We start from the raw sequence: 21,770 nt of genomic DNA, 5'->3' as shown, positions 1-21,770 counted from the left end.
GGCGTGTGTCACGACCTACGCGGTCCTCTCAATCCTGGCCACCGAGAGGAAGGCGTCGGGTGTCACCCGGATCGCCGCCCCCGTCGGGCACGCCCGCACGCAGGCGGGGCCCCCGGCCTTGCCTGAACACATGTCGCACTTGATCGCCAGCTTCGGCGATTCGGCGCCACCGGCCTTGGCCGCCTTCTTGCGCCATTCGTTGTCCGGCTGGCCCGGTCCCGGTCCACGGCCGAACAGCATCCATTCCACCAGGCTGGGCTTCTTCGGCGGCGGCTTGTCCATCTGGATCACACCGTAGGGACAGGCCCGCTGGCAGTTGCCGCAGCCGATGCAGGTCTCATTGATGAACACCTCGCCGTCGGGGCCCCGCCGAATGGCGTTGGGCGGACAGTCGGCCATGCAATGCGGTTGCTCGCAGTGGCGGCACGAGGTCGGCACGTGGATGTTGGCGAAGGTGGTGCCGGCCTCGCGGTTCAGACGGCTGAGGCCGTCGTGGCTGTCTGCGCAGGCCTTCTCGCAGTTGTCGCAGCCGACACACAGACTCTCGTCGATCAGCAGCACGTCGGTGGCCTCGCCGATCCCCTGTTTGATCAGGAAGTTGGCGACCGAGGAGTACATGTCGACCGCGCCGCCGAACTCCTCCTTCTGGCTCTCGATGAACGCGTTGATCTCCTGGCGCGCCCGCATTTCGGTCTGCATGCGCTTGGCGAGCTCGGGCTTGCGGCCCAGCAGCGCCCGGAACGGCTCGGCGGGCAATTTAACGACAGTGGAGCGGATCGCCGCCTTCACGGTCGTCGAGCGCGGCGTACGCTCCATCATCGCCATTTCGCCGACATAGGAGCCGGCCGGAACGTACGACATGAACACGGGCTTTCCGCCCAGGTTCTTCTCCACGATCATCGAGCCGGAGCGGATGATGTAGAGGTCGTCCGAGATATCGCCCTCGTTGATGATCGCCTCGCCGGGCTTCACGTCGATCACCTCGGCGCCGGCCAGCACGTCGGTGATGTCGGCGGGGGTCAGGCCTGACTTGAAGATCTGCAGCACCTGGCGCTCGGTGGTGATCCGCTGCACGGCCTCGCGGGCGGCCGGCACCTGGCTCATCAGCTTCAGCGCCGCCATGCGGGGGATTTCGACGCAGATCGTCGGTTCCGACGCACGGATCGTCGACCCGCGCTTGCGGCCGGAGATCAGGCCCACCTCGCCGAAGATCGAGCTCTGGCCGATCGGGACCGTGATGTTCGGGTTGGTCGGGTCGACCTCGACCTTGACCGCGCCTTCCGCGATGCCGAACACCGAGGAGCCGGTGTCGTTGCGGATGAAGATCGGCTCGTTGGCCTTGTAGGCCCTTACCTCGGAGTCGAGCAGGAACTCCCGCATCTGCAGGGGCGAGAGGCCGTTCAGGATTTCCACGCGGCTGCGCAGGAATTCCAGCCAGTCGGCGACGCTGCGGTTGCCGGGCAGGTGCTTCAGCTTGTCCTTCAGGAGCGGTTCGTCGGCGGCTTCCAGCTGGGTGTTGCCGGTGATGAACTCGATGACATCGTAGCCCTGGTTCATGCAGTGCTTGATCAGCGGGTAGCCGGCCAGCGCCCCGATCACATAGATGCCCGCCTTCGTAGTCTCGAAGGTCGGCGACAGGGTCGGGAAGGCCGTGCGGTCAGGGCCGGAGAACTCGATGCCGGCCGCTTCCACGAAGGCCCGAGGCGGGGCGGCGCCCATCCGCGCGATGATCCGGTCGCACTTATAGCGCGACGACCCCTGCGGCGTGTCGACCGTGATCCAGCCCGGCTCCACCAGACTGGTGTTGCACTCGGTCAGGATGGTCATGCGCCCGGCGTCGCGGGCGGCGAACAGGTTGTCGACGTTGGGCTTCTTCGCGGTCGGGAAGTCGGCTCCGCGGTTGACGAGGGTGACCGTGTTGTTCTGCGCGGGGTCGGCGGCCAGGCCGAGCGCATTCTCGATGCCGGCGTCACCGCCGCCGATGACGAAGATATGTTCGTCGGTGTACTCGCCCGGGTCGTCCAGCTGGTACTGCACGTGGGGTAGGTTGGCGCCGTCGCAGCGCATCCGGTTCGGGTTGCCCTGGGTGCCGACGGCCAGGACGATGGTCTCGGCGCGGACCGGGTCGCCCTTGGTCAGCTCGATGGTGAAGTTGCCCTTCTCGCCGGTGATCGCCTTCACGTCGGCGTGGAATTTGACGTTCACGCCGGCCGCGGCGATGTCCTGGTTCCACTGATCGAGGACCTTCTCGCGCTTGCCCGCGTCGAAATCCGCGTCGGCCCGCAGCACCAGGATGACGGGCGTCGCCATCACGTGCTTGCCCTTCTGGTAGCGGTAGATGGTGTCGGAGAGGTGGTCGGTCTTCTCCAGCAGGATGTGGCTCAGGCCCTTCTTCGCCGCGTGCGCCGCCGCGCTCAGCCCGGCGGGCCCGGATCCAATGATCGCGACCTTGTAGAGCTCCGACATCCCAACGCCCCCAGCGCCCTGGCCAATTGGCCGCAGCGGTTACCCATTCACGCCCGGTCCTGGCACACTAGCATTTCCGATCTTCGCCGAACGCGGTACCACGCGCCACCGGTCAGAGGGGAGCACAAAGTCCATGTCGGCGGAAGTCGGTCAGTTCGCACTGATTCTCGCCCTGCTTCTCGCGCTCGTCCAGTCCACAGCCCCGCTTTGGGGTGCGTGGCGGGGTGATGGCACGCTCATGGCCCTCGGCCGGGCGGCGGCGCGGCTGCAGGCGGGATTCGTGATCCTGGCGTTCGGGTGCCTCGCCTACGCCTTCGTCACCTGTGATTTCTCGGTCGCCCTGGTGGCCAATCACGCCCACACCGCCCAGCCGACGCCCTATCGCTTCGCCGCCACCTGGGGCAACCACGAGGGCTCGCTGCTTCTGTGGGTTCTCATCCTGGTGATCTTCGGAGGCGCGGTGGCCACGTTTGGCGGCGCGCTGCGAGAGACGCTCCAGGCCCGTGTCCTGGGCATCCAGGGCATAATCGGGGCGGCGTTCCTGAGCTTCCTGCTGTTCACCTCCAACCCGTTCCTGCGCCTTTCACCTGCGCCGCTCGAGGGGCGGGAGCTCAATCCGCTGCTGCAGGACCCGGGCCTCGTGATGCACCCGCCGATGCTCTACCTGGGCTACGTGGGCTTCTCGATGGCGTTCTGCTTCGCCGTCGCGGCGCTGATCGAAGGCCGCGTGGACGCGGCCTGGGCGCGCTGGGTGCGGCCGTGGGTGCTGGCGGCGTGGGTGCCGCTGACGCTGGGCATCACCCTGGGCAGCGCCTGGGCCTACTACGAGCTGGGCTGGGGCGGCTGGTGGTTCTGGGACCCGGTGGAAAATGCCTCCCTGATGCCCTGGATTCTGGGGACCGCGCTCCTGCACTCGGCCCTGGTGCTGGAGCGTCGCGGCGCCCTGGTCAGCTGGACGATCCTGCTGGCGATCCTCACCTTCTCCCTGAGCCTGGTGGGCACCTTCCTGGTGCGCTCCGGCATCCTGACCAGCGTGCACGCCTTCGCCGTCGACCCGGAACGCGGGGTGTACATCCTGGCGATCATCGGGGCGACCACCGGCCTTTCCCTCGCGCTCTACGCCTGGCGGGCCCAGGCTCTGCGGCCGGGCGCCTTCTTCACGCCGGTCTCGCGTGAGGGCGGTATCATTCTGAACAACCTGTTCCTCAGCGTGCTGTGCGCGGTCGTCTTCTGGGGAACGTTTCAGCCGGTGTTCATCGAACTGATGGCCGGCGACAAGATTTCGGTTGGGCCGCCGTTCTACGCCCGCACCTTCGTGCCCATCGCCGCGCCGCTCCTGGTGCTGGTGGTGCTGGGTCCGATGGTGAACTGGAAGCGCGACAGCCTTCGCCAGGCCCTGCGCCGCGTCCGCGTACCCCTGGCGCTCGCGGCCGTCGTGCTTCTGGTGAGCCTCGTGCTGGGCGGGTTCAAGGGCGTGATCGCCGCCGGCGGCCTGGCGCTGGCGGCCTGGCTGGTGGCCGGGGCGGGTGCGATTCTGGGGCGTCGCTGGTGGGCGGGCCGGGCATATCTCGGGCGCGCGATCCGCACGACGCCGCGGGCCATCGTCGGCCTGACCCTGGCGCACGCCGGCCTGGGCCTCCTGGTGCTCGGGATCACCGCCGTCACGGCGTGGGAGACCGACAAGGTGGTCTCGATGCGGCCGGGAGACACCGTGGCCTTCGCCGGCCGCACCCTGACGCTGGCCGCGCTGGAGAATGTGAACGGACCCAACTACGAGGCCCGCCGCGCCCGGTTCACGGTGACCGGCCAGGGCGCGCCCTTCACGCTCTCCAGTGAGCGGCGGTTCTTCCCGTCCGCCCAGACCCAGACGACTGAGGCCGGCATCCACGTGCGGCCGCTGGGCAATCTGTACGTCTCCGTGGGGGAGGAATCTCCGGCCGGCGTGGTCGTTCGGCTTTGGGATCACCCGCTGATTGTCTGGATCTGGCTGGGCGGCTTCACCATGGCCCTCGGTGGGGCGGTGTCTCTCAGCGACAGGCGCCTGCGGCTGGGGGCGGCGGTGAAGGCTCCGGCCCTGGCGCAGCCGATGGCCGCCGAATGAAGCGCGTCCTGTTTCTCGCGCCGATCGCCCTGTTCGTGGTGGTCCTGGTCGTGTTCTTCGTGGGCCTGCGACGCGACCCGTCGGCTTTGCCCTCGGCCCTGATCGACAAGCCCGTGCCCGCGTTCATCCTGCCGCCCCTGCGCCCCGAGGATTCGAGGGGCTTCGCCGCAACCGATCTGGGCGGCGAGCCGATGCTGGTGAACGTCTACGCCTCCTGGTGCGGGCCCTGTAAGCTGGAGCACCCGATGCTGATGCGCCTGAAGCGCGAGGGCGTCATCATTCACGGCGTCGACTGGAAGGACACGCGTGAGGCTGGCTATGGCTTCCTGGCGGAGCGGGGGGATCCCTTCGTGCGGGTGGGCAGTGACCAGAGCGGCCGCACCGGCATCGACCTGGGCGTCGCGGGCGCGCCGGAGACCTTCGTGATCGATAAGGCCGGCAAGGTGCGCTACCGCCACATCGGCGCTATCAGCATCGAGGATTGGGAGCAGAAGATCGGCCCGCTGCTGCAACGGCTGAGGGCGGAATCTTGAGTCGGCTCCTGCTGATCGCGGCCAGCGCCGCCGCCCTGGCGGGGGCGGCCCACGCCGTCGAGCCGGACGAGGTGATGGCTGACCCGGCGCTCGAGGCCCGGGCCCACGCGCTCTCCCGGGAGATGCGGTGCGTGGTCTGCCAGAACCAGTCGATCGACGACTCCGACGCCGCACTGGCCAAGGACATGCGGATCATCCTGCGCGAGCGGATCGCCGCAGGCGACACCGACGAGGAGGCGGAGGGGTTCCTGGTCGCGCGGTACGGCAGCTTCGTGCAGCTGAAGCCGCCCCTTCGGCCGGACACCCTGGCGCTCTGGTTCGGGCCGCTCGTCGTGCTGGTGGCCGGCGGGATCGGCGCGGCGATCTACATGCGCGGCCGCGCGCCGGGAAAGGCGGCGCCTCTCAGCGCCGGCGAGGAGGCCGAACTGGCCGATCTGATGGAAACCGACCGCTCAAGCAGTGATAGGGCCGGCTGAATGCTCTGGATGATCCTGACCCTGATGACGGTGCTGGCGGCGGTTGGCTTGGCCATCCCGCTTGTCCGCCGCGTCGACGCCGCCCGCGCGGCTGAACGCAACGATAGCCTCGGCGTGCTGAAGGCCCAGCTTGGCGAGATCGAGACCCAGGCCGCGACCGGCGTGCTGGAAGCTCCGGAGGCCGAGGCGCTGAAGACCGACCTCAAGCGCCGCGTGCTGGCTGAGGGCCGCCGGCCGGTGACGCCTGCGCGGCCGCTGAGCGAGCGGACGCTGCTGTATGTGGCGCTGGGGACGGTCGCGATCGTCACCCTCGCGGGCACTGGCCTCTACCTGGCCATCGGCAAGCCCAACGTCGCCGCCGCCCCGGGGGTGAAGGCCGCGCAGGCCCCCGGCGCGCCCGGCGCGAACGGCGCACCGCACGCCGACGCAGACTCGGTGATCGCCCAGCTCGAGACCCAGATGCAGCAGAATCCCGGCAACGCCGAGGGCTGGCGGATGCTGGGTTGGTCCTACCTGCAGACCGGGCGCAACGCCGAGGCCGCCGTGGCCTACGGCCGCGCCGCCGCGCTGGATCCCACCAACGCCGACTATCTGTCGGCGCAGGGCGAGGCCACGGTGCTGGCGTCGGAGGGCACGGTGACGCCGGTGGCGCAGGACGTGTTCAGGAAGGCGCTCGCCGCCGACCCCGCCGACCCGCGCGCCCGCTACTACCTTGGCGTGGCCCGCGACCAGGCCGGCGACCACGAAGGCGCCATCAACGACTGGGTCGCGCTCCTGAAGTCCGCGCCGCCGGACGCGCCGTGGGCCGCCGACGTGCGCGGCTTCGTGGAGAAGGTGGCCGCCGAGCGGAAGATCGACATCGCCGGGCGCCTGCCTCCGCTCGCCGCCGCGCCCGCCGCCAGCCCGCGCGGTCCCACCCAGGAGCAGATGGCCGCCGCCCAGACCATGAGCCCGGCCGATCGCCAGCAAATGATCCAGGGCATGGTCTCGGGCTTGGACGCGAGGCTGAAGCAGAATCCCAGGGACCTGGCCGGCTGGCAGCAGCTGATGCGAGCCCGCATGGTCCTGGGCCAGACGGGCGAGGCGCAGGCCGCGTACCGCGAGGCCAGCCGCGCCTTCGCCGGCTCGCCCGGCGAGCAGCAGACCCTGCGCCAGGCCGCCCGTCAGCTCGGCGTCCCGGGAGCCTGACATGCCGGAGCGGGCCGGGGCAGGCGCAGCGGCCCAGATGATCCTGGAACTGCTGCCCGAACCGGTGATCCTGGTGCGCGGCGCGGACGGCGAGCCGCCGGAGATCGCCTACGGCAACCAGGCCGCCCGCGAGGTCTTCCGCCTTGAGCTGGCCGGCGCGCCCCTGGGGGCGGCCCTGCGGCGGCCGGAGGTGCTGGAGACCATCGAGCATGCGCTCGCGACCTCCACCAGCGCCGAGGTGGCCTTCGAGACGATCGGCGTGCAGCCGCGCTTCTGGCGCGCCTTCGCCAGGCCGTTGGAGGCCGAGCCGGGGGCCGCCAAGCAGTTGGTCGTCGTGTTGCGCGACGAGACCGACGCGCGGCGCACCGAACGGATGCGCGCCGACTTCCTGGCCAACGCCAGCCACGAGCTGCGCACGCCGCTGGCCTCGCTGGCCGGCTTCGTGGAGACCCTCCGCACCCATGCCAAGGACGATCCTGAGGCGCGTGAGAAGTTCCTCGGCATCATGGCCCAGCAGGCCACGCGCATGGCCCGGCTGGTGGACGACCTGCTCTCGCTCAGCCGCATCGAGCTCAACGAGCACATCGCACCCTCCGGCAAGGTCGACCTGGCGCGTACCGTGCAGGACGTCTCCGACGCCATGCGCCCGCTGACCGCCGATCGGGGCGTGACGGTCGCCATCGACCCCGGCGACGACGTCGGCTCGGTCATCGGCGATCGCGACCAGCTCGTGCAGGTGATCCAGAACCTGGTGGACAATGCGGTGAAGTACACCCCGCGCGGGGGCCAGGTGCGGGTCGCCTTGCGATCGGCGCCGACCGTGGAGGCGGCACGCGCGCCCAGCCGTACGGGCGTGGGCCTTTCGCTGCTGTCCCCCGACGCCTCGGAGGGGCAGGCCTATGTGGTGCTGCGCGTCACCGACACCGGGCCGGGGATTGCGCGCCAGCACCTGCCGCGGCTTTCCGAACGCTTCTATCGAGTGGAAGGCCAGCGCAGCGGCGGCACCGGCCTGGGGCTCGCTATCGTCAAGCACGTGGTCAACCGCCACCGTGGCGGGCTGGCCGTGGAAAGCGCCGAGGGGGAGGGCAGCACGTTCAGCGTCTACCTGCCCGTGGCGGCCTCCTGACCGCGACCGTCGCAAAACTGTCGCCATACCGCAGTAGTTTGCACCTCCATGAGAGGGCTTAAGTGACACGTTCCCTGCAGGCTGAACTTCGCCAGCTGGTCGCCGAGGTGATCCGCATGGGCGGCCTGGCGGAGGCCCAGGTGGTGGACGCTGTCGACGCGGTGGTCCGCCGCGACGTGCCGCTGGCCCAGGCGCTGATCATCCGCGACCTGCGTCTGGACACAATGCAGAGCGAGGTGGAGCGCCGCGCCGTGGCGTTGATCGCTCGCCACAGCCCCGACGAGGCCGAGCTGCGGCGCGCCATCTCCACCCTGAAGCTGGCCATGAACCTGGAGCGCTGCGGCGACCTGGCGCGCAACATCGCCAAGCGTAGCCTGGTGCTCTCGGCGGGCGAGCCGCTGCTGCCGCTGACGGGCGCGATCGAGCGCATGGGCCGCCTGGTCTCCGCCCGCCTGCGCGAGGTGCTGGACGCCTACGCCGCCGGCGACGTGGAGCCGGCGCTCGACGTGTGGCGCCGCGACGGCGAGGTTGACGAGCACTACGAGAGCCTGTTCCGCGAGCTGCTGGCCCTGATGACCAGCCGGCCCGACCAGGTGGCCGCCGGGGCGCACCTGCTGTTCGTCGCCAAGAACCTCGAGCGGATCGGGGACCACGCCACCAATATCGCCGAGATCCTGCACTTCCAGATGACCGGGCAGGAACTGACGGGCGAGCGGCCCAAGGTCAGCCTGCCCGACGCGGAGGTTTCGCTATCGTGATCCCCTATGTCCTGGTGGTGGAGGACGAGGACGCTCTGGCGACGCTCCTCGACTACAACCTGATGAAGGAGGGCTTCCGCGTGGAGCGCGCCGCCGACGGCGAGGAGGCCCTGCTGCGGGTCGCCGAGGAGCCGCCGGACTTGATCGTGCTGGACTGGATGCTGCCCAAGGTCTCCGGCGTCGAGGTCTGCCGCCAGCTGCGCGCGGGCGTGGAGACGCGGCGCACGCCGGTGCTGATGCTGACCGCCCGCGGCGAGGAGACCGACAAGGTCCGCGGCCTGGACACCGGCGCCGACGACTATGTGGTCAAGCCCTTCGCCATGAGCGAACTGGTCGCCCGCATCCGCGCGCTGCTGCGCCGGACGCGCCCGGAGCTGGTGGAGGAACGGCTGGAGTACGCCGATCTGGTCCTGGACCGCGCCCGCCACCGCGTCACCCGCGGCGGGACAGATGTCCATCTGGGCCCCACCGAGTACCGCCTTCTGGATTTCCTGATGCAGCGGCCGGGCCGGGTGTTCACCCGCGAGCGCCTGCTGGACGCCGTCTGGGGGGCCAACACCTACGTCGAGGTCCGCACCGTCGACGTCCACGTGGGGCGCCTGCGCAAGGCCCTGCGGCTGCCGAACGCGCCGGACCTGATCCGTACCGTGCGTTCGGCGGGCTACGCTTTGGATCAGGACGGCTGAGGGGGCGGCGGTCACCGCCCCGTCACGGACTCGCCCTAGCGCTGGTCACACGACCGTTGGGGGATTGCCATGCCCGATAACACGCCTGCCGTCCGCTGCCGCACGGCCTTCATCTCCGACATCCACCTGGGCACGCGCGGCTGCCAGGCGGAGCTCCTGCTGGAGTTCATCCGCGAGCTGGAGTGCGAGACGCTCTACCTGGTGGGCGACATCGTCGATGGCTGGAAGCTGCGCTCCGGCTGGTTCTGGCCCCAGGCGCACAACGATGTGGTGCAGAAGATCCTGCGGATGGCGCGCAAGGGCGTCCGCGTCGTCTACATCCCCGGCAACCACGACGAGGTCATCCGCGACTTCTGCGGCGTCCACTTCGGCGGCGTGGTGGTGGCCCGCGACGCGATCCACGAGGCGGCGGACGGGCGGCGCTACCTGGTCACCCACGGTGACGAGTTCGACGGCGTGGTCCAGAACGCCAAGTGGTTGGCCTTGCTGGGGGACTGGAGCTACCGGGCGCTGATCGCGCTCAACACCCACTTCAACCGGGCGCGCAAGATTCTGGGTCTGAACTACTGGAGCCTCTCGGCCTTCCTGAAGCACAAGGTGAAGGACGCCGTCGCCTTCATCGACCAGTTCGAGACCGCCATGGCCGACGAGGCCCGGCGGCGGGGCGTCTGCGGCGTCATCTGCGGGCACATCCACAAGGCCGAGAGGCGCGAGTTGGGCGGGATCGTCTATCTCAACGACGGCGACTGGGTGGAAAGCTGCACGGCCGTCGTCGAGGACTTCGACGGGTCGATGCGGATCATACCGTGGCTGGAGGCGCGCAAGGCGCGGGCGCCGCGCCCGGTTCCCCTAGCAGCCTAGCGATCCCCGGGGAAAAAAAGGCCGCGACCCCGGGGGAGGGTCGCGGCCCCATCCGGCCTTCGGGGCGGCCGTGGAGAGATGCGCGAGGGGATGCGCACGCCGGGACCCTATCGCGCCGCGATGTCCGACCCGTGACGGTCTCTTGAAGGCAAGAAAACGCCGCCGCGGAGCACCGCGGCGGCGAAGGCGGAGAGGGGAGGCGGACGGACTAGAAGGTGACTTGGCCGCGCGCCGCCACGGCGTCGAAGGTCTGGCCCACTTGCAGGCCAGTCCCCCCCAGCCGATCGATCTTGACGTGCTGATAGTTCAGCATGAGCCGCATCGCAGGGTTCAGATACCAATTGACGCCCATCGAGTAGATCTTCTGCTCGCCGCCCCGCACCGCGCCGAGGGCCGCCGCCGTCGTCGTACCGGGCGCGCCCTCGCGGTAGTTGAGGTCCAGGTCGGAATAGCGGGCCGCGAGTTCGAAGGCGCCCCAGGTGCCGGCCGCGGGATTGAAGTTGTACGCCTGCTTCGGCGCCTCGAAGCGACCCTCCATGGGGTTGTAGGGGCGCGGCTCGCCGGTCAGGACCCAAGAGCCCTGTACGTACCAGCCCCGGAACTTCGGATCGGGCAGCAGGCTGTTGCGGCGCTCGATCTCGTAGCGGAAGACCTCGCCCTCCAAGAGGAAGTTCCGCACCTGGACGGCCGCCTCGCCGCCGTAGACCGTGGCGTGTTCGGCGTCGATCCCGCCCGTGTCGATGAGGCGCGTGCCGTCCAGGCGGAGTTCGGGCCGATCGCGGATCTGGATGGGATAGCGCGCGCCCGCGCCGGCCGGGCCGAGGGCGTCGTTGGGCTGGATCACGTACTGGACGTTGGCGCCGAGGTGGGCCTGCCAATCCTGGCCGGAATAGGGAGCCACCACCGCGCGCGCGAGCCACCCGGTCTGCTCGTCGAACTGCTGGGCGCCGCCGAGGACATTGCCGGTGAAGGCGGTGGAAGCGAGCCAGGAGGCCGCCAAGCCGCTCTCGCTGCCCAACCCACCGGCGGCGGACACCTGGAAGGCGGCGCGCGAGTCGCCGGCGGCGACGTTGCGGGCGGCCTCGGCCGGGGCCGGGCGTTCCAGCAGCACCATCTGGCTCGTCGAGGTGGCGGCCGCCAGGCCCACGTTGGGCTCGAATGCGCCGACCTTGATCCGGAACGGCTTCAGCGCGGTGTAGGTCACCGAGGCCTCGTAGAGACGTCCCGCCTCTTCGGCGCCTGAGCCACCGAATTCGTAGACGAAGGCATAGTCGAAGTCGCCGAACAGCTTGCCGTCGAAACCGATCCGCGCGCGGCGGAAGTTGACCCCCTCGTTGAGGTCGCGGTTGGTCACGCTGGCCGGCAGGTTGCCGTCCTGGAAGTACTTGCCCGCGTCCATCATCAGGATCGCCCGGATGTTGGCGGTGAAGCGCCCGTCCGTGGTGGCGAAGGACGGCTTGCCGTTCGACAACTTTGCGGTGACGGCGGCGGGCGCGGGAGGCTGCTGCAGGGTAGCGATGCCGGCGCTCGCGGTCTCCTGCTCGGTCTTCATTTCCGCCAGCTGGGCGGCCATTGCGCTGAGCTGCTGCTCGATGGCCGACAGGCGCGTGTCGGGCGCCTGGCCCGACGCGCGCAGGGCGGTCAGCTGACCGCGCAACTCGTCCAGCTGACTCTGCATCGACTGCAGCTTGGCGTCGGCGGCGGGGGCGGCCAAGGCGGTGCTGGACACACCGCAGAGCAGCAGGCCGGCGAGACTTGCGCCCAGCCACGCGGGCGCGCCGCGCTTCAGTGACAACACCATCTGAGAAACCCCTCTTTGGCCACCCGAGCGGCGGCTTCGACGAGGCGGTTCCTAGGCTCCGTATGCGACCTTACGACAAAGGTTGGAAAACAGATTTGTGACAATGCCACTGTCATCAAACTGAAGGACGGACGTCACGTGAGAGTCGTGGGACGTCAATACACCGGCCCCCGAACGGGCGCGCGACCTGCGCCCTCGACGAGGGGATTTCCATGTTCAAACGCTACATCACCGCGATCTTGGCGGTCGCGGCCCTGGCCGGCCCCGGGGCGGCCCGGGCCGCCGACATCTCCGGCGCCGGCGCAACCTTCCCGGCGCCGGTCTATGCAAAGTGGGCCGAGACCTACCGCGCCCAGACCGGCAACCGGCTGAACTACCAGGCCATCGGCTCCGGCGGCGGCATCCGCCAGATCACCGCCAGGACCGTCGACTTCGGCGCCACGGACAAGCCGATGAAGCCGGACGACCTGGCCGCCAACGGCTTCGCCATGTTCCCCACCGTGATCGGTGGCGTTGTGCCGGTGATGAACCTGCCGGGCATCCGCTCGGGCCAGGTGAAGCTGACCGGGCCGCAGATCGCCGACATCTTCCGCGGCGTGATCAAGAAGTGGAACGACCCGCTGCTCGCGAAGACCAACCCGGGCGTGGCGCTGCCGAACCTGCCGATCACCGTGGTCCACCGCTCGGACGGCTCGGGCACCACCTTCGTGTTCACGACCTACCTGACCATGAAGGCCCCGCGCTGGGCGGCCGAGGTCGGGGCCAACGACTCGGTGAAGTGGCCGGTCGGCCTGGGCGGCAAGGGCAACGATGGCGTCGCGGCCTATGTGAAGCAGACGCCGGGGGCGATCGGCTATGTGGAGTACGCCTTCGCCAAGCAGAACAACCTCACCTACGCCCAGCTGCAGAACAAGGCGGGCAAGTTCGTTAACCCCACCGCCGCCAACTTCTCGGCTGCGGCGGCGAACGCCAACTGGGCCAAGGCGCCGGGCTTCTACCTGCTGCTGCTCGACCAGCCGGGCGCCGAGGCCTGGCCGATCACGGCGGCGACCTTCATCCTGGTGCCCGTGAAGCCAGAGAACCCCGCCCGCGCCCGCGAGGTCCTGGCCTTCTTCGATTGGGCCTACAAGAACGGCGACGCCCAGGCCGTCCAACTGGACTACCTGCCCATGCCGCAGAGCGTGAAGGACCTGGTGCGCAAGTCCTGGATGCGGGTCGTCGGACCGGACAAGCGGCCCGTCTACCGCTAAGCTCGCTGATCGAACCACGACCGCCATGGCCGGCCTCACCGCCGGCCATGGTGCGTTTGGGGCCGGGGCGTTCGCGCCCGACGCAACGACCGCGCGCCGGGCGGGGGGACGAAACTCATGGACGAAAGCGAAGCGCTGATCCGGCTTTGTGGGCGCGCCCTCGTCGCCCAGATGGGCGACGTGCCCGGGGTGGAGCTTCACTTGAGCCATAACAGCGTGCTGGGGCTGACCGGCGAGCCCCTCGCGGATTTCAACATGCTGACGCTGGGCCCCGACCTGGATGCCGAGGATTTCTTCGTCCGGTCGATCGCCCGGGCCAGGGCGCGAGGCCTGCCCTTGCTGGCTACCCTCAGTCCCCAGGTGGCGCCGGCGATTGCGCCGGTCGCGACGGCGTTGGGCCTGACCTACGTGGGTATGGCGCCGCTGATGGTGCTGCGCGCTGACACGCCCTTGCTGCGAAGCCCTTCAACGAAGGTCAGTCGGGCGCTCGGGACGCAGTTGGTGGGCATCGCAGGCGACCTTGCCGCCGCCGCGTTCGATGCGCCGCGCGACGCGATCGCCAGATGCATCGACGTGGGGCTCACCGCCACATCGGGTGTGGAGACCTACATCGCCTGGGACGGTGATCAGCCGATGAGCGCTGTCTCCGTGACGCCCATCGGGAACACCGCGGGGATCTCGTTGATGGCCACCTGGCCGGCGCAGCAGCGCAAGGGCCACGGCCGGTCCCTGCTCACCCAGGTGATGCAGGATTTCCGGGGCCGTGGGGTCCAACGCTTCTACCTCTCGGCCACCGAGGCTGGCCGCCCACTCTATGCGAGCCTGGGCTTCGAGGTGGTCGCCGACCTCTCGGCCTGGATTCTTTCTGGGCGAACCCCCTAGGCTTCCCTGGCGCCCGCCTGCCACGGTGGTGAAAACGTCAGGGAGGCGAAATATGGCCGACGGTTCGGTGCAAGGCGTGACCCACGACCGCTATGCGGCGGTCCGCACCCAGTTCGAAGAGAACCTGGCCTCGGCCGATGAGGTAGGCGCCTCGTTCTGCGCCACGGTCGAGGGCGAAATCGTCGTCGACCTCTGGGGCGGCTTCGCCGACGCGGCCGAGACTCAGGCCTGGGAACGGGACACCATCGTCAACGTCTATTCGACCACCAAGACGATGTGTGCGCTGACAGCGCTGCTGGTGGCCGACCGCGGCGGGCTCGACTTCGATGCGCCGGTGGCGAAGTACTGGCCCGAGTTCGCGGCCAATGGGAAGGGCGACATCAAGGTCAGCCACCTGATGAGCCATTCGGCCGGCCTTTCCGGCTGGCGGGAGAAGGTCACCACCGCCGACCTCTACGATTGGGAGAAGGCCACCAGCCTGCTGGCGGCCCAGGCGCCGTACTGGCCGGCCGGGACCGCGCCTGGCTATCACGCCCTGACCCAGGGCTACCTGGTGGGCGAGGTCGTTCGCCGGGTCACCGGCAAGTCGATCGGCGCCGTCTTCCGCGAGGAGATCGCCGAGCCTCTGGGCGCGGATTTCTGGATCGGTCTCCCGGCGTCGGAAGACCACCGCGTCGCCGAGCTGATCCCGCCGCCGCCGGCCCCGCCGCCGCCAGCCGGCTACACCCCGAACGAAATCCAGCGCAGCATGTCGAACCCGGTCATCGACATCTCGGCCACCAAGACGCGGGGCTGGCGCGGCGCCGAGATCCCGGCCGCCGGCGGCACGGGCAACGCGCGCTCGGTGGCCGAAGTGCACATGATCCTGGCCAACGGCGGCGTCGCCAAGGGCAAGCGCTTCATGTCCGAGGCCGGCTGCCGCAAGGCCCTGGAGCTGCAGGTCGAGGGCCAGGACCTGGTTCTCGGAGGCCCGGCGCGGTTCGGCCTGGGCTTCGGCCTGGCCGGCGGGATGCTGCCGCTGCCGAACCCCGGCAGCATGTACTGGGGCGGCTACGGCGGTTCGCTGATCATCATCGACATGGATGCCCGCACCACCTTCGGTTACGCCATGAACAAGATGGGGGCCACGACCCAGGGCGACATGCGCGCGCTGGGCCTGGCCATGGCCATGTGGACCGCGATGGGGACGATCTAGCCGGGCGGCCCGGCGTCATCGAACTGTCGTGGAAGTGACGTAGGGCTGTGGCGCATCGCCTGTCGGCCCTGGAGCTCCCATGATCCGCACGTTCGCACTCGGCCTCGCCGCCTGCCTCGCCCTGACCGCCTGCAACCAGCCCGACAAGGCCGGCGGCGCGGCCAAGCCCGCCGCCCTGACCGAGATTTCCGGCGCCGGCGCCACGTTCCCCGCGCCGCTCTACGCCAAGTGGGCGGAGATGCAGAAAGCCGCCACTGGCCGCCTCCTCAACTACCAGGCCATCGGGTCGGGCGGCGGCATCAAGCAGATCAAGTCCAAGACCGTGGCCTTCGGGGCCAGTGACAAGCCGCTGAAACCGGCCGAACTGGAAGAGGCGGGTCTCGCCCAATTCCCCACGGTGATCGGCGGCGTCGTGCCGGTGGTGAACCTGCCGGGCGTGGCGAACGGTCAACTCAAGCTGACCGGCCCGCAACTGGCCGACATCTTCCTGGGCAAGATCAAGAAGTGGAACGACCCCGCGCTGGCCGCGGCCAACCCCGGCCTCGCCCTACCCAACCTGCCGATCACCGTGGTGCACAGGTCGGATGGGTCCGGGACCACATTCCTGTTCACCAGTTATCTCGCGGCCGTGGCGCCGCAGTGGGCCTCTGTCGGGGCCGCGGATGCGCTCTCCTGGCCCGTCGGCCTGGGCGGCAAGGGCAACGACGGCGTCTCGGCCTTCGTCAAGCAGACGCCCGGCGCCATCGGCTATGTCGAATACGCCTTCGCCAAACAGAACGGCATGCCCACGGCCAGCCTGCAGAACGCCGGCGGCGCGTTCGTGACGCCGACGGCGGCGAGCTTTGCGGCCGCGGCGTCCGGGGCCGATTGGTCCAAGGCCCCTGGCTTCTATCTGCTGCTGGTGAATCAGCCGGGGCAGGGGGCATGGCCGATCACCGGCGCCACCTTCATCCTGATGCACAAGAAGCAGGACAAAGCCGCGGCCGGCGCGGCTGCGCTGGCCTTCTTCGACTGGGCCTACACGAACGGCGACGCGTCGGCCGGCGAACTGGCCTACGTGCCGCTGCCGGCGGATCTGAAGGCGCGCGCGCGGGCCAGCTGGGCGGACATCGTCGGTCCGGACGGCAAGCCCGTCTTCACGCCGCCGGCGTCCTAGAACACCCGGTCCAACACCCGCGCCAGCCCGTAGAATCCCGCCGCCACCAGGGCGGAGGAGGGCAGGGTGATCACCCAGGCCCAGACGATGCGCGAGGCCACGTTCCAGCGGACCGCGGCCGCGCGCCGCGCTGCGCCTACGCCCACGATCGCGCCGGTGATGGTGTGGGTGGTCGAGACCGGGACGCCGATGTAGGTGGCCAGGAAGATGGTGATCGCCCCGCCTGTCTCGGCGCAGAAGCCCTGCTGCGGCGACAGCCGGGTGATCCTGGACCCCATCGTGTGGACGATCCGCCAGCCCCCGAACAGGGTGCCCAGGGCCAGGGCCGCCTGGCAGCTGATCACCACCCAGAAGGGCACGTGGAACTCGCCGGAGAGCTTGCCATGGGAGAACAGCAGGACGGTGATCACCCCCATGGTCTTCTGCGCGTCGTTGCCGCCGTGACCGAGGGAGAACATCGCCGCTGACACGAACTGCAGCTTGCGGAAGGCGCCGTCGGCCAGGGCCGGCGTGGCTTTCACGAACAGCCAGGAGACGATCAGCACCAGGACGATGGCCAGCCCGAAGCCCAGGGCCGGGGACACCACGATCCCCGCGACGGTCTTCAGCACGCCGCTCCAGATCACGCCCTCGAACCCCGCCTTGGCGATCCCGGCGCCCAGCAGGCCGCCGATCAGGGCGTGGGAGGACGACGAAGGAATGCCCGCCAGCCAGGTCACCACGTTCCAGGTGATCGCCCCGCCCAGCGCGCCGAAGATCACCGCATCGCTTACGATGTCGGCCGAGATGATGCCCTTGCCGACTGTGTTGGCCACGTGGAGGCCGAAGAACAGGAACGCGATGAAGTTGAAGAAGGCGGCCCAGATGACCGCCCATCGCGGCGACAGGACCCGCGTCGAGACGATCGTGGCGATGGAGTTGGCTGCGTCGTGCAGGCCGTTCAGGAAGTCGAAGGCGAGCGCGACGCCGATCAGGAAGATCAGCAGCAGGCCCGCGGTGGAATAGTCCATCCGCCAGCCTAGAGGTGTTCGATCAGCACGCTGCTGATCCGGTTGGCCACGTCCTCGAAGCGGTCGACCACCTTCTCGAGGTGGTCGTAGATCTCAGCGCCGATGATGTAGGCCATCGGGTCGTGCTTGCCGACTTCCTTGTAGAGGGCGGCGATGCCGGTGTCGTAGAGTCGGTCCGACTGTTCCTCCAGGTCCTTCACCGCCTCGGTGATCTCGTTCAGGCGCGCGGCGTGGGACCGCATCGAGCGCAGGAGCGGGACCGCCTCGGCGGTCAGATCCGCTGTCTGCACGATCACCTCGCCCAGCCGCTTCATGTCAGGCTGGAAGGTCCGCTGTTCGAACAGGGCGGTGACCTTGGCCGTCTTGTGCATCTGGTCGATGGCGTCATCCATCGAGGTGATCAGGTCGATGATGTCGGCCCGGTCGAAGGGCGTGATGAAGGTGCGCCTTACGTGCAGCATCACCTCGCGGGTGACCTCATCGGCGTCGTTCTCGTGCCGGGCCACCGCCGCGCCGTGGTCCGGCACCGATGCGCCACCCTCCAGCAGGCTGTCGAGGGACCGGGCGCCGGCGCACAGCGTCGCCGCATGCTTCTCGAACAGGTCGAAGAACCGGCCCTCCTTGGGCATGAGGGCCTGGAACCATCTGAGCATGTGACCTCGTGTCGACGGCGGCGGAGCAGGGTGCGGCGGCTACATAGCGTGCGCCGCGCGCGGCGTCACCGAACTGTCACGCAACCTTCGCTCAACTGTCATCCGGCCCCGATAGAGCGAGAGCGAGATCGTCACCACGGGAGTGCGCGGGTGTCACCCAGACGGCAGGACGACCGATGAGCGTGACTGTCGATGTTCCCGTCGCCGTCCCCGCCGCGCCGCCGCGTTCCGCGCGCGGGACCGGTTGGGATCGGGCCTTCGAGATCCTCTGCTTCTCGGCTGCAACCCTCTTGCTGACGGCGCTCGGCGGACTGGTCATTTCGCTGGTCATCGGCGGCTGGCCGGCGCTGTCGAAGTTCGGCTTCGCCTTCTTCACCAGCGCCGAATGGGATCCGGTGCAGGAGGTGTACGGCGCCGCGGGGGCCATCGTCGGCACGGTGGTGAGCGCTGGGCTTGCGCTGCTCCTCGCCCTGCCGCTGGCGTTCGGCATCGCCATCTTCCTGGTGGAGCTCTGCCCGCCCATCCTGCGCCGCACCATCGGCACGGCGGTGGAGCTGCTCGCCGGCATCCCGTCCATCGTCTACGGGATGTGGGGCCTCTTCGTCTTCGCGCCGTGGTTCGCCAAGCACGTCCAGATGCCAATGATGATGTCGGCCAAGCCCGGCTCCCTCTGGGAGAAGCTCACCGCCGGCATCCCGAACGGCGCCGGCATCTTCACGGCCTCGGTGATCCTGGCGATCATGATCCTGCCGTTCATCGCCGCGACCATGCGCGAGCTCCTGATGACCATCCCGGCCACAGTCCGCGAAAGCGCCTACGGCCTGGGTTCGACCACCTTCGAGGTGATCCGCAACGTCAGCCTCCCGTACGTGCGCACCGGCGCCATCGGGGCGGTCATGCTGGGGCTGGGCCGCGCCCTGGGCGAAACCATGGCGGTGACGTTCGTCATCGGCAACGCGCACGGCTTCCCGACCTCGCTGTTCTCGCCCGGATCGACCATCGCCTCGACCATCGCCAACGAGTTCACCGAGGCCACCGGCGAGCTGCATCTCGCCGCCCTCATCTCGCTCGGTCTCGTGCTGTTCGTGATTACCTTCACGGTGCTGGCGCTCGCCCGCCTCCTCATTGGACGGCAGCAGAACCTATGAGTATGGCCGCCGCAGCCCCGCGCCTGTCCCGACGCCTGGGCGAGATCGTATTCCTGAGCGCCTGCTGGGTTGCGACGGGCGTCGCGCTCGTCGCCCTGGCCGCGATCCTCTGGTCGCTGCTGACCAAGGGCGTGGGTGGGCTCGACCTCAACGTCTTCACGAAGTCGACGCCCGCGCCTGGCAACGAGGGCGGGCTGCTGAACGCCATCCTGGGCTCGGTGATGATGTGCGTCCTGGCCATGATCGGCGCCGCGCTGGTGGGGTTCCTCGCCGGCACGTGGCTCTCCGAGTTTGCCCGCGACAGCCGATACGGCAAGGTGGTGCGCTTCCTGAACGACGTGCTTCTCTCGGCGCCATCGATCCTGGTCGGCCTGTTCGTGTACGAGATCCTGGTGGCGCCGCTGAAGGGCTTCTCGGGGTTCGCCGGCGCGGTCGCCCTGGGCCTCATCGCCGCCCCAGTAATTACCCGCACCACCGAGGACGTGCTGCGCCTCCAGCCGACGGCTCTAAGGGAAGCCAGTGTCGCCTTGGGCGCGCCGGTCTGGCGCACCATCTTCACGGTCATCTGGAAGTCGGCGCGCAGCGGGATGCTCACCGGCGCACTCCTGGCGTTCGCTCGGATCAGCGGCGAAACCGCGCCGCTGCTGTTCACCGCGCTCAACAACCAGTTCCTCAGCCTTGACCTGACCAAGCCCACGGCCAACCTGCCGGTGGTGATCGCGAACTTCGCCCTGACCGCCTACGACGACTGGCGCCGGCTCGCCTGGACCGCCGCCCTCCTGATCACGGCCACGGTGCTGGTCGTGACCATGCTCGCCCGCATCCTGCTCCGGGGGAACACCCGATCGTCATGAACGTCCAACTCGAATCCCCGCCTGAGACGGCCATCCTCGAGATCGCGCCGGACACGGTGAAGCTCGCCATCAAGGACCTGAACTTCTTCTACGGCGCCAAGCAGGCCCTGTTCGACGTCAACGTCTCCTTCGCCGCCAACGCGGTGACGGCGCTGATCGGACCGTCCGGCTGCGGCAAGTCCACCCTGCTGCGGACCATGAACCGCATGTACAGCCTCTATCCCGGGCAGAAGGCCTCCGGCCAGATCCTGCTGGACGGCGAGGACGTGCTGTCGCCGCGGGCCAACGTGGCGGCCGTGCGAGCCCGGATCGGCATGGTGTTCCAGAAGCCGACACCGTTCCCGATGTCTATCTTCGACAACGTCGCCTACGGCGTTCGCCTGTACGAGAAACTGTCGAAGGCGGACATGGCCAACCGCGTCGAAGAGGCCCTGCGCCGCGCGGCCCTGTGGGACGAGGTCAAGGACAAGCTGAAGGAGTCCGGCCTGGGTCTCTCCGGCGGCCAGCAGCAGCGCCTGTGCGTGGCGCGCGGCATCGCAGTGAAGCCCGAGGTTCTCCTGCTGGACGAACCCGCCTCGGCGCTCGACCCCATCTCCACCGCCAGGTTGGAGGAGACCATCGCCGACCTCAAGAGCGAGTACACGGTGGTGATCGTCACTCACAACATGGGCCAGGCCGCGCGCCTCTCCGACCACACCGGCTTTATGTACCTGGGCACGCTGGTGGAGTTCGGTGAGACGGAGCAGGTGTTCACCAACCCGGTCACCGCCCGGGCCCGCGACTACATCACCGGCCGGTTCGGCTAGGAGCGCTCCGCATGTCCCACACCTTCAAGGCGGTCGATACGGACCTGGAAGTGCTGGCCCACGCGGTGGCGGCGATGGGCGACCTGGCGGTGGCGCAGGTTCGCGCCGCCGTGGACGTCTTCAACCGCCACGACCTCAAGGCCGCCGCCAAGGTGGTCCGCGCGGACGATGCACTCGACATCCAGGACGCCGAGATCGAGCGCAACGCCGTGCGCTTCATCGCCCTGCGCCAACCCATGGCCGACGACCTGCGCCGCCCGATCGCGGCCATGAAGATCGCGATGCAGCTGGAGCGCTGCGGCGACCTGGCGAAGAACATCGGCAAGCGGGTCGGGCGGATGGACACCGCCGGCGCGCAGGATCAGGTCGAACCCATTGTGGACCTCGGGCGGCTGGTTGGAGACCGGCTGGCCGCGGTGGTGGGCGCCTTCCGCCAGGACGACGCCCAGGGGGCCTACACCGTCTGGCTGAAGGACACCGAGATCGACGAGCGCCACGACGCGGTCCTGCAGAACATCGTCAGCGGGATGATCAACCATCCCGGCACGGTCGGCGACGGGACGCATCTGCTGTTCATCGCCAAGAATCTGGAACGCATCGGCGACCACGCCACCAACATCGCCGAGCTGGTCCACTACCAGATCACCGGCCAGGACCTCGCCGACCGGCCGAAGCTGTAAGCGACGCGCGTTCGCCCTATATTGAGCCCGCTGCGGCGGGCTACGACGGTCCACCGGCGCGCCGGCTGTCGGCCCCGTTCCGGACGGTGGGTCAGAGCGTCATCGCAAGAGCGCTCTCCCGCCGCAGCGCTCCAATCCGC

At 69.2% G+C, this 21,770-nt stretch carries 20 protein-coding genes; 16 read left to right on the top strand and 4 right to left on the bottom strand.

Annotated features, from left to right (window positions below):
• Nucleotides 1–15: 15 nt before the first annotated feature.
• Nucleotides 16–2,466, bottom strand: coding sequence for an NAD(P)-binding domain-containing protein (locus QZV94_RS03850; RefSeq protein WP_293676483.1), 2,451 nt, complete (start codon nucleotides 2,464–2,466; stop codon nucleotides 16–18).
• Nucleotides 2,467–2,599: 133 nt separating this feature from the next.
• Between QZV94_RS03850 and QZV94_RS03845 the strand changes: the two genes are divergently transcribed.
• The 8 genes from QZV94_RS03845 (at nucleotide 2,600) to QZV94_RS03810 (ending at nucleotide 10,195) form a co-directional block, all read left to right on the top strand.
• Nucleotides 2,600–4,567, top strand: coding sequence for a heme lyase CcmF/NrfE family subunit (locus QZV94_RS03845; protein WP_293676482.1), 1,968 nt, complete (start codon nucleotides 2,600–2,602; stop codon nucleotides 4,565–4,567).
• Entirely contained in the window at nucleotides 4,564–5,100 is a 537-nt protein-coding gene (locus QZV94_RS03840; RefSeq protein ID WP_293676481.1) for a DsbE family thiol:disulfide interchange protein, read from the top strand. Before QZV94_RS03845 ends, QZV94_RS03840 begins: the two co-directional genes overlap by 4 nt.
• Complete coding sequence (locus QZV94_RS03835) at nucleotides 5,097–5,576, top strand: cytochrome c-type biogenesis protein (protein WP_293676480.1); 480 nt, start codon at nucleotides 5,097–5,099, stop codon at nucleotides 5,574–5,576. The genes QZV94_RS03840 and QZV94_RS03835 overlap by 4 nt, the downstream gene beginning before the upstream one ends.
• Nucleotides 5,577–6,764, top strand: a complete 1,188-nt coding sequence (gene ccmI / locus QZV94_RS03830; RefSeq protein WP_293676479.1) for a c-type cytochrome biogenesis protein CcmI — start codon at nucleotides 5,577–5,579, stop codon at nucleotides 6,762–6,764.
• 1 nt (nucleotide 6,765) lies between these two features.
• The gene (locus QZV94_RS03825; RefSeq protein WP_293676478.1) at nucleotides 6,766–7,890 is read left to right on the top strand and encodes an ATP-binding protein; all 1,125 of its coding nucleotides are present in this window, start codon (nucleotides 6,766–6,768) and stop codon (nucleotides 7,888–7,890) included.
• 62 nt (nucleotides 7,891–7,952) lie between these two features.
• A complete protein-coding gene (gene phoU, locus QZV94_RS03820; protein WP_293676477.1) occupies nucleotides 7,953–8,648 on the top strand; it encodes a phosphate signaling complex protein PhoU in 696 nt (231 codons plus the stop codon).
• Nucleotides 8,645–9,334, top strand: a complete 690-nt coding sequence (gene phoB / locus QZV94_RS03815) for a phosphate regulon transcriptional regulator PhoB (RefSeq protein WP_293676476.1) — start codon at nucleotides 8,645–8,647, stop codon at nucleotides 9,332–9,334. Before phoU (QZV94_RS03820) ends, phoB begins: the two co-directional genes overlap by 4 nt.
• A 69-nt stretch (nucleotides 9,335–9,403) precedes the next feature.
• On the top strand, nucleotides 9,404–10,195 hold the full coding sequence (locus QZV94_RS03810) for a UDP-2,3-diacylglucosamine diphosphatase (protein ID WP_293676475.1): 792 nt from the start codon (nucleotides 9,404–9,406) through the stop codon (nucleotides 10,193–10,195).
• Nucleotides 10,196–10,403: 208 nt separating this feature from the next.
• Here the strand turns inward: QZV94_RS03810 and QZV94_RS03805 are convergent, their stop codons facing one another.
• Nucleotides 10,404–11,996, bottom strand: coding sequence for a porin (locus QZV94_RS03805; RefSeq protein ID WP_293676474.1), 1,593 nt, complete (start codon nucleotides 11,994–11,996; stop codon nucleotides 10,404–10,406).
• 212 nt (nucleotides 11,997–12,208) lie between these two features.
• Here QZV94_RS03805 and pstS (QZV94_RS03800) point away from each other — a divergent pair, with 212 nt between their 5' ends.
• The 4 genes from pstS (QZV94_RS03800) (at nucleotide 12,209) to pstS (QZV94_RS03785) (ending at nucleotide 16,479) form a co-directional block, all read left to right on the top strand.
• The gene (gene pstS / locus QZV94_RS03800) at nucleotides 12,209–13,246 is read left to right on the top strand and encodes a phosphate ABC transporter substrate-binding protein PstS (protein ID WP_293676473.1); all 1,038 of its coding nucleotides are present in this window, start codon (nucleotides 12,209–12,211) and stop codon (nucleotides 13,244–13,246) included.
• Nucleotides 13,247–13,363: 117 nt separating this feature from the next.
• Nucleotides 13,364–14,128 (top strand): GNAT family N-acetyltransferase, encoded by a 765-nt coding sequence (locus QZV94_RS03795; RefSeq protein ID WP_293676472.1) that lies wholly within the window; start codon nucleotides 13,364–13,366, stop codon nucleotides 14,126–14,128.
• Nucleotides 14,129–14,180: 52 nt separating this feature from the next.
• Nucleotides 14,181–15,323 carry a serine hydrolase domain-containing protein gene (locus tag QZV94_RS03790; protein ID WP_293676471.1) on the top strand — a complete coding sequence of 381 codons (1,143 nt, stop codon included), beginning with the start codon at nucleotides 14,181–14,183 and terminating at the stop codon, nucleotides 15,321–15,323.
• A 79-nt stretch (nucleotides 15,324–15,402) separates the two neighbouring features.
• A complete protein-coding gene (gene pstS, locus QZV94_RS03785; protein WP_293676470.1) occupies nucleotides 15,403–16,479 on the top strand; it encodes a phosphate ABC transporter substrate-binding protein PstS in 1,077 nt (358 codons plus the stop codon).
• Here the strand turns inward: pstS (QZV94_RS03785) and QZV94_RS03780 are convergent.
• Nucleotides 16,476–17,489: an inorganic phosphate transporter gene (locus QZV94_RS03780; protein ID WP_293676469.1), complete on the bottom strand. Its 1,014-nt coding sequence runs from the start codon at nucleotides 17,487–17,489 to the stop codon at nucleotides 16,476–16,478. The two genes, pstS (QZV94_RS03785) and QZV94_RS03780, sit on opposite strands and share 4 nt — an antisense overlap.
• An 8-nt stretch (nucleotides 17,490–17,497) precedes the next feature.
• Nucleotides 17,498–18,142: a DUF47 domain-containing protein gene (locus QZV94_RS03775; RefSeq protein ID WP_293676468.1), complete on the bottom strand. Its 645-nt coding sequence runs from the start codon at nucleotides 18,140–18,142 to the stop codon at nucleotides 17,498–17,500.
• A gap of 176 nt (nucleotides 18,143–18,318) precedes the next feature.
• Between QZV94_RS03775 and pstC the strand changes: the two genes are divergently transcribed.
• Genes pstC through phoU (QZV94_RS03755) form a run of 4 tightly spaced genes read left to right on the top strand, consistent with a single transcriptional unit; the run spans nucleotide 18,319 to nucleotide 21,630 of the window.
• On the top strand, nucleotides 18,319–19,290 hold the full coding sequence (gene pstC / locus QZV94_RS03770) for a phosphate ABC transporter permease subunit PstC (RefSeq protein WP_293676467.1): 972 nt from the start codon (nucleotides 18,319–18,321) through the stop codon (nucleotides 19,288–19,290).
• Between the two features lie 2 nt (nucleotides 19,291–19,292).
• Nucleotides 19,293–20,144, top strand: a complete 852-nt coding sequence (gene pstA / locus QZV94_RS03765; RefSeq protein WP_293676466.1) for a phosphate ABC transporter permease PstA — start codon at nucleotides 19,293–19,295, stop codon at nucleotides 20,142–20,144.
• Nucleotides 20,141–20,950 (top strand): phosphate ABC transporter ATP-binding protein PstB, encoded by an 810-nt coding sequence (pstB, locus tag QZV94_RS03760; RefSeq protein WP_293676465.1) that lies wholly within the window; start codon nucleotides 20,141–20,143, stop codon nucleotides 20,948–20,950. Before pstA ends, pstB begins: the two co-directional genes overlap by 4 nt.
• An 11-nt stretch (nucleotides 20,951–20,961) precedes the next feature.
• The gene (gene phoU / locus QZV94_RS03755) at nucleotides 20,962–21,630 is read left to right on the top strand and encodes a phosphate signaling complex protein PhoU (RefSeq protein WP_293676464.1); all 669 of its coding nucleotides are present in this window, start codon (nucleotides 20,962–20,964) and stop codon (nucleotides 21,628–21,630) included.
• Nucleotides 21,631–21,770: the final 140 nt, after the last annotated feature.

It is taken from the genome of uncultured Phenylobacterium sp., assembly GCF_902826855.1.
Lineage (GTDB): Bacteria > Pseudomonadota > Alphaproteobacteria > Caulobacterales > Caulobacteraceae > Phenylobacterium.
Note: the sequence above shows the minus strand (reverse complement) of the source record. Positions and strands in the feature narration are given on the sequence as shown.

What these genes read in the sequence shown, in the direction of transcription:
- QZV94_RS03805 (WP_293676474.1), bottom strand. Translation starts at nt 11,996, where the DNA reads ATGGTGTTGTCACTGAAGCGCGGCGCGCCCGCGTGGCTGGGCGCAAGT.
- pstS (WP_293676473.1), top strand. Translation starts at nt 12,209, where the DNA reads ATGTTCAAACGCTACATCACCGCGATCTTGGCGGTCGCGGCCCTGGCC.
- pstB (WP_293676465.1), top strand. Translation starts at nt 20,141, where the DNA reads ATGAACGTCCAACTCGAATCCCCGCCTGAGACGGCCATCCTCGAGATC.
- QZV94_RS03795 (WP_293676472.1), top strand. Translation starts at nt 13,364, where the DNA reads ATGGACGAAAGCGAAGCGCTGATCCGGCTTTGTGGGCGCGCCCTCGTC.
- QZV94_RS03810 (WP_293676475.1), top strand. Translation starts at nt 9,404, where the DNA reads ATGCCCGATAACACGCCTGCCGTCCGCTGCCGCACGGCCTTCATCTCC.
- QZV94_RS03840 (WP_293676481.1), top strand. Translation starts at nt 4,564, where the DNA reads ATGAAGCGCGTCCTGTTTCTCGCGCCGATCGCCCTGTTCGTGGTGGTC.
- pstC (WP_293676467.1), top strand. Translation starts at nt 18,319, where the DNA reads ATGAGCGTGACTGTCGATGTTCCCGTCGCCGTCCCCGCCGCGCCGCCG.
- QZV94_RS03790 (WP_293676471.1), top strand. Translation starts at nt 14,181, where the DNA reads ATGGCCGACGGTTCGGTGCAAGGCGTGACCCACGACCGCTATGCGGCG.
- QZV94_RS03850 (WP_293676483.1), bottom strand. Translation starts at nt 2,466, where the DNA reads ATGTCGGAGCTCTACAAGGTCGCGATCATTGGATCCGGGCCCGCCGGG.
- pstS (WP_293676470.1), top strand. Translation starts at nt 15,403, where the DNA reads ATGATCCGCACGTTCGCACTCGGCCTCGCCGCCTGCCTCGCCCTGACC.
- QZV94_RS03825 (WP_293676478.1), top strand. Translation starts at nt 6,766, where the DNA reads ATGCCGGAGCGGGCCGGGGCAGGCGCAGCGGCCCAGATGATCCTGGAA.
- QZV94_RS03780 (WP_293676469.1), bottom strand. Translation starts at nt 17,489, where the DNA reads ATGGACTATTCCACCGCGGGCCTGCTGCTGATCTTCCTGATCGGCGTC.
- phoU (WP_293676464.1), top strand. Translation starts at nt 20,962, where the DNA reads ATGTCCCACACCTTCAAGGCGGTCGATACGGACCTGGAAGTGCTGGCC.
- pstA (WP_293676466.1), top strand. Translation starts at nt 19,293, where the DNA reads ATGGCCGCCGCAGCCCCGCGCCTGTCCCGACGCCTGGGCGAGATCGTA.
- QZV94_RS03775 (WP_293676468.1), bottom strand. Translation starts at nt 18,142, where the DNA reads ATGCTCAGATGGTTCCAGGCCCTCATGCCCAAGGAGGGCCGGTTCTTC.
- QZV94_RS03845 (WP_293676482.1), top strand. Translation starts at nt 2,600, where the DNA reads ATGTCGGCGGAAGTCGGTCAGTTCGCACTGATTCTCGCCCTGCTTCTC.
- ccmI (WP_293676479.1), top strand. Translation starts at nt 5,577, where the DNA reads ATGCTCTGGATGATCCTGACCCTGATGACGGTGCTGGCGGCGGTTGGC.